The sequence below is a fragment of the Streptococcus sp. 1453 genome (genome assembly GCF_013276955.1).
In the GTDB taxonomy this organism is placed as follows: Bacteria; Bacillota; Bacilli; order Lactobacillales; family Streptococcaceae; genus Streptococcus.
The window spans coordinates 217,382-223,657 of sequence record NZ_VMLZ01000002.1; the positions used below are offsets into that span (position 1 = coordinate 217,382).

The following is a 6,276-nucleotide window of genomic DNA, read 5'->3' on the forward strand; positions in this document are numbered from 1 at the left end:
AATTTGAACACGAGTAGAAATTCGTACCTATAAGATGCTTGGAACAGATGTGGTCGGAATGTCAACTGCTCCTGAAGTTATTGCTGTAGCCTATCAGGTTTGAAACTTCTAAGAATTTTATGTATTACTAACTATACTACTGGTTTCAAAGAAGAGATTAACCACGAAGAGGTTATAGAAGTGACTGAGTGTGTTAAAGGTGATTTTAAAGGCGTACTTAAAGCCGTTTTTGCTGAATTATTACTATGTTAAAAGAATTGAGGAGTATTTTTCAGAAAATCCCTTATAATCTTAAATTATTCCTAGCAGTAATTTTGCAAGGAATAGTTTCAGGTTTATCTGGTATTTTTCTACATTATCTTTTAAAGATAATAGAGGGGATAGCTTTTGGTCAATCAGAGCATCAAACTGTATTCTTGACAGATGGAGTTTCCTCGCCGCGGATAGGATTAAGTTTAATAATCGTGGGTGTCAGCTCATCCTTGGTCTGGTATTTCTTGCAAAAAGAATCACAGATTTTTTCCATTAAAGCACAGATGAAGTATGAGATTTCACAATACAAACTTCATTTTTTAAAACAGCTATTTCATTCAATTTGGCAAATTATTGCAGTTGGAGGGGGAGCACCTATTGGTAAAGAAGCTGCGCCACGAGAGATTGGAACTCTATTTGCAGGACCAATTGGAAAAATATGTTCTCTCTCTAAGAAGGATCAAATCTTTCTCCTTGCTTGTGGTGCTGGTGCTGGTTTAGCAGCTGTCTATCAGGTTCCATTAACAAGTGTCTTCTTTGTTTTTGAAACCCTAGGAATTGCTCTATCTATTAAACGATTTGTCTTAGTCGGTTTGACTACCTATGTTTCAACCTATATAGCAGGCTTGGTTATTTCAGATCATGCTCTCTACCAGATTCCAGCTATCACATGGTCATTAAAGGAAATATGGATTATTCCCTTATTACTTCTTTTCTTAACCCCACTAGCTTGGCTTTTTGATCGCTTAAGTAAAGAAGTATCTTCAAACAGAATAAAAGATAAACGAATACTTCTCACATTGCCTACAGCTTTTCTTTTTCTTGCTGGGTTGGCAAGTTATTTTCCACATCTACTTGGAAATGGACGTATGATGGCACAGGAAGTATTGAATGGTAGCGATGGCAAAACAGTATTCCTCTTGTTTATCCTAAAAGCGCTGGTCGTTCTTATTACTCTGTGGGCAGGGGTCTATGGTGGTACACTTACGCCATCTTTTGCCTTGGGGATGGCTGGAGCTGCTCTCTTGGGCATGATTCTAGGTTTCGACAGTCAGCCAAGCATTTTGCTTTTGGGATCGGTTTGCTTTTTGTCTGTGACCTTGAGGGCTCGCTGGTCTGCAACTGGATTAGTAATAGGTTTCACTGGGCTAGGTTTGGATTCTCTTCCGTATCTCTTAGTAACAGCTGTTTTAGCCTATGAATTTGCAAAAATGTTAGACCACTTTCCTTGGGCTAGCATACTGTGTCAGAAGTCAAAGAATAAAGTAATAAGATAGAGAACGACCGTTTCTTCTAATCAAAGATTTATCTTAAAAGATTAAAAACTATCGTCAATTTATCAATAACTGTTTAAAAAAATGTAGTAGGTTTATCGGAGTCATGATTGAATCCGATTTTTCCTAGCTATAAAAATAAAATAAAAAAAAGAAAGGTAGAGCGTGTGTTTTGATTTGAACACGAGCGGAAAAATTTTCTAAAAACTCAGAAGAGAAGGGGAGTTCGGGTTTGAATTGAAGCCGGTCTAATCTTCTCAATATCATCAAAATTAAGAAAGAAAGGATGGGTTAACTGTATTCATTGAACTGAATACGGGCGGAGAACTGTGTAAAAAAGATAAACTGTCTAGCATCTGCGATGCGTCGTCAGTTTCCTATTTTTACTTTGTTCTCTGTTGCTATCCTAAATATACAAAAAAGAAAGGTAGAGCGTGTGTTTTGATTTGAACACGAGCGGAAAACTTTTCTAAAAACTTAGAGAGGGTAGTTTGGTTTTGAATTGAACCCGTGCTATTCTCCTAGTTGTCATCAAAATTAAGAAAGAAAGGAATTGAACCCACCCTAAAAGCAGTGGGAAAAAGATAGTTGGTCTAGCGAGCATCGCTCACTGCACCCAACTCCTATTTTCCCTTTGCTTTTTGACGGGTTTGGTATCTTATATTATGTCTATCCATATTGCTGCTCAGCAGGGTGAAATTGCTGATAAAATTCTTCTTCCTGGGGATCCTCTTCGTGCTAAGTTTATTGCGGAGAATTTCCTTGAAGATGCTGTTTGTTTTAACGAAGTGCGTAACATGTTTGGTTACACTGGTACTTACAAGGGTCACCGTGTATCTGTTATGGGAACTGGGATGGGAATGCCATCTATTTCGATTTATGCGCGTGAGTTAATTGTGGACTACGGTGTGAAAAAATTGATTCGTGTGGGAACTGCGGGTTCTTTGAATGAAGATGTTCACGTCCGTGAATTGGTTTTGGCGCAGGCAGCTGCAACCAACTCAAACATCGTCCGCAATGACTGGCCACAGTACGATTTTCCACAAATCGCTAGCTTTGATTTGCTGGACAAGGCCTACCATATCGCTAAAGAACTCGGTATGACCACCCACGTTGGGAACGTTTTATCATCTGATGTCTTTTACTCAAACTACTTCGAAAAGAACATCGAGCTTGGTAAATGGGGAGTCAAGGCTGTGGAAATGGAAGCAGCAGCTCTGTACTATCTTGCTGCCCAACACCATGTTGACGCGCTTGCTATCATGACCATCTCTGATAGCTTGGTCAATCCAGACGAAGACACAACTGCAGAAGAACGCCAAAATACCTTCACCGATATGATGAAGGTTGGATTAGAAACCTTGATTGCAGACTAAAGGTAGGCTATATTCAGAATGATTTCTTTTGTTCTCAAAATGATAACTATCAACAATGAATCGTAAGAATAAGGAAATTGAAGAAAGCCTAATTGTGTCAAAGGACCGAGACTAGTCAGTTTAATATCTAAATCATAATCAAATAAAGTTGGAAGCCAAGTTGAGAAGAAGTCAAGACTTTCAACTTTTTAACTTGAAAATTCCTAGGAGTACAAAATGGATAAGATTGAACAATTACAAGGTATTATTGATCAAAGTCAGAGAATTGTCTTTTTCGGTGGTGCAGGGGTTTCTACAGAGTCTAATATTCCAGATTTTCGTAGTTCAGATGGTATATATAGTCTGAAACTAGGTCGCCATTTTACTGCCGAGCAACTGGTTTCACGCACTATGTTTGAGCGCTATCCAGAGGATTTTTTTGATTTCTACAAAAAGTATCTGGTATATCCTGATGCCAAGCCGAATTTAGCACATGATTATCTAGCGTCGTTGGAAAAAACAGGTAAATTAAAGGCGATTGTGACGCAAAATATCGATAGTCTCCATGAAATGGCAGGATCTCAGAAAATTTTGAAACTGCATGGTAGTGCAGATCGTAATTATTGTTTGGGCTGTCATCGCTTTTATGATTTGACTGTCTTTTTGGAACTTGGAGGTCCAGTTCCCTACTGCTTAGATTGTGGCAAGGTGGTCAAACCTGACGTGACCCTTTATGAGGAAGCGCTAGATATGGATGTATTTAGTCGCGCAGCTCGAGCCATTCAGCAAGCAGATTTGTTGATCATTGGTGGAACTTCCTTAGTTGTTTACCCTGCAGCTAGCCTAATCAATTATTTTTCAGGGTCAAATCTTGTCGTTATCAACAAGTCTAGCACTCCTCAAGACAGCCAAGCTGATTTAGTTATCGAAGGTAAGATTGGAGAAGTTTTTTCTAAATTGAGACAATAAAAAACTGAAAGAAGTAGGACTATACTTCCTTCAGTTTTTTTGTATCACGAACTCAGAAACTATGAACAAGATTCTTTTCATTTCTAGGGGAATTTTATTGCTGATTTATAAATTGCTCGAGTTATTTTTAATTGTTGAATAAAAGGAAAAAAGGAAGACTTTCTGGATGAAAAACTTCCTTTTTTAGTCAATCAGTGCATGCTGATTTTAATGAAATGCTACTATATTGTTTACTTTTTTAAAGATCGCAAAAAACAATCAATCTCTGCTTGAGAATGGAGAATATGCATCTTTTCTGGGTAAGTATTGTTTAAGTATTGGTATCTATCCTTAGCATTTTTTGTTCTCCCATACCAGAGAATCCATCTGATAAACTCCCAATTAAATTGTTCTTGACAACCAGCTGCCATACTTTCTCTGACCTTGCCTCGGTATGTGAGATACCGTTTAAAGGCTCGAAAGAGACAGGTCAATGGAGAAAAGTTGAGAAAGATGATTTGGTCAGCTTCCTGCATTCTTTCCTCGTAATAGCACCAAGAATAATTCCCATCAATGATCCAAGCTTCATGCTTGGTGAGAAAGTTTTTCATCTTGGTTAACATCCAGTCGCGGTCACTGTCTTGCCAACCAGGTTGAAATTGGAGTGTGTCCATGTGCAGTTTTGGAATGGAGTAGTAGTTAGATAACTTTTCTGCTAGAGTTGACTTACCAGCACCAGAATATCCGATAATTGCGATTTTCATTTTCTACCTTTTCCTATTTGGAGACAAAAAAACAGCCTCTATGGACTGTTTCTTATTTAGCAAGTTTAGCTGAAAGACGAGCTTTATCGCGGCTTGCTTTGTTTTTGTGAATCAAACCTTTAGTTTCTGCTTTATCGATAGCTGAGCTAGCAGCACGGAAAAGTTCTTCAGATGGGTTTGCTTCGAAAGCTTTGATAGCAGTACGCATAGCTGATTTTTGAGCTGAGTTCTTTTCGTTTTGTTTAACGTTCAATTCAGCGCGTTTGATAGCTGATTTAATGTTTGCCAATGTTCTTACCTCCATATTTACTAACTATACCATTATATCTGAAAACTTACGTTTTGACAAGGGAAAATTACTTTTTTAAGTAAATTTCATCGATTTCATGGTTCTTGCTTTTATGAAGAATCACTTCTGCACGATTTCTAGTTGGTTCAATATAATTTTGTAGATTTGTGAGATTGATACTGGTCCAGACCTGATGGGCAAAGGACTCCACTTCCCCAATCGGCATTTGAGTAAAACGATAGTAGTAGCTTTCAGGATCGTTTTGGGCTAGGCTCAGCATTTTCAAGAAACGATCCAGATACCAACTCTCAATATCATCCACTCCAGCATCTACATAGATGGAAAAGTCAAAGAAGTCAGTGATATAGAGACGCTCGTTTTGTGGATTTTGAAAGACATTGATTCCCTCAACAATGACAAAATCAGCAGCTTTAACGCTTTGCTTTTCCTCAGGTACGATGTCGTAGACTTCATGAGAATAGACAGGAATATCTACATCTTGTCCATTTTTGATGCGGTCCAAGAAGTTGAGAAGAGCTTCCATATCATAGCTTTCAGGAAATCCCTTGCGATTTAAAATCCCCTGCTCAATCAAGGTCTGGTTGGGATAGAGAAAGCCATCAGTTGTAACCAACTCAACACTAGCATCAGTTACAGTTCTAGAAAGCAGGGTTTGCAATAGTCGGCTGGTTGTTGATTTTCCAACGGCAACACTCCCAGAAACCCCAATAATAAAAGGCTGAGATTTACTTTCACGTTGGAGGAAAATTCCTTTTGAAAAGGCTAAATCTTCCTTAGTTCGCTTGTAAATCTGAATCAGATGAGCCAAGGGGAGATAGATATCTGTAACGTCTTGAAGACTGATTTGGTCATTAAAACTCTTGATAGATTCCAATTCTTCTTCAGTCAAAGGAGGTGTTGTCTTTCGATGTAAAGATTGCCAAGTCTGGCGGCTGATTTTTTCAAAATGTAAAAATTCGTTGGTCATTTGTTTTCCCCTAGATATTTTGTCTATCATACCATAAAAAGCTAAAAAAATAAAGCGGTTTCTTGATAATAGTAAGCCAATATCGTATAATAGAAGTAGATAGAGGTTGACAAATTTATTGATGAAGTAGGAGATAGTTTCTACTGATTTATAAGCTTATAAAGGGGGCTTTTTAGTTCACAACTGATAGGAGGTGTACTATGAAAATTTTAAAACGTTATATATTGGAACTTTGTTTTATTTTAAGTTTTGCACTACCTTTTATAAGAGGAGTCAATGCGGATAATGGTAGACGCTTTGTGGAAATCTATTACGGTTTTACTTTTTTGATGGAGCATGCTATTGTAACAGTTGTCTTTATCTGTTCGCTCTTGATTGCTTTCTTACTAAAAAAACTCTAAGCAGG

6 protein-coding genes and 2 pseudogenes are annotated in these 6,276 nt (G+C 37.9%); 5 read left to right on the forward strand and 3 right to left on the reverse strand.

Features of this window, described 5'->3' with window-relative positions:
* Nucleotides 1–16: 16 nt before the first annotated feature.
* The 4 genes and pseudogenes from HW098_RS01960 to HW098_RS01975 form a co-directional block, all read left to right on the forward strand.
* Nucleotides 17–252 (forward strand): annotated as a pseudogene (locus HW098_RS01960) (purine-nucleoside phosphorylase); the annotation flags it as partial.
* Complete coding sequence (locus HW098_RS01965; RefSeq protein ID WP_176139115.1) at nucleotides 246–1,529, forward strand: chloride channel protein; 1,284 nt, start codon at nucleotides 246–248, stop codon at nucleotides 1,527–1,529. The pseudogene HW098_RS01960 and the gene HW098_RS01965, both read left to right, overlap by 7 nt.
* A 662-nt stretch (nucleotides 1,530–2,191) precedes the next feature.
* A complete protein-coding gene (gene deoD / locus HW098_RS01970) occupies nucleotides 2,192–2,902 on the forward strand; it encodes a purine-nucleoside phosphorylase (protein ID WP_000022096.1) in 711 nt (236 codons plus the stop codon).
* Nucleotides 2,903–3,118: 216 nt separating this feature from the next.
* Nucleotides 3,119–3,850: an NAD-dependent protein deacylase gene (locus HW098_RS01975; protein ID WP_173213666.1), complete on the forward strand. Its 732-nt coding sequence runs from the start codon at nucleotides 3,119–3,121 to the stop codon at nucleotides 3,848–3,850.
* 230 nt (nucleotides 3,851–4,080) lie between these two features.
* On the opposite strand, the gene HW098_RS01980 is transcribed toward HW098_RS01975, so the two are convergent.
* From HW098_RS01980 to coaA, 3 genes are all read right to left on the reverse strand, one after another.
* Entirely contained in the window at nucleotides 4,081–4,593 is a 513-nt protein-coding gene (locus tag HW098_RS01980; protein WP_176139116.1) for a DNA topology modulation protein, read from the reverse strand.
* 52 nt (nucleotides 4,594–4,645) lie between these two features.
* Nucleotides 4,646–4,882 (reverse strand): 30S ribosomal protein S20, encoded by a 237-nt coding sequence (gene rpsT, locus HW098_RS01985; protein ID WP_001274000.1) that lies wholly within the window; start codon nucleotides 4,880–4,882, stop codon nucleotides 4,646–4,648.
* Nucleotides 4,883–4,949: 67 nt separating this feature from the next.
* Complete coding sequence (coaA, locus tag HW098_RS01990) at nucleotides 4,950–5,870, reverse strand: type I pantothenate kinase (RefSeq protein ID WP_000180505.1); 921 nt, start codon at nucleotides 5,868–5,870, stop codon at nucleotides 4,950–4,952.
* A gap of 200 nt (nucleotides 5,871–6,070) precedes the next feature.
* On the opposite strand from coaA, the pseudogene HW098_RS01995 reads away from it, so the two are divergent.
* Nucleotides 6,071–6,265 (forward strand): annotated as a pseudogene (locus HW098_RS01995) (hypothetical protein); the annotation flags it as partial.
* Nucleotides 6,266–6,276: the final 11 nt, after the last annotated feature.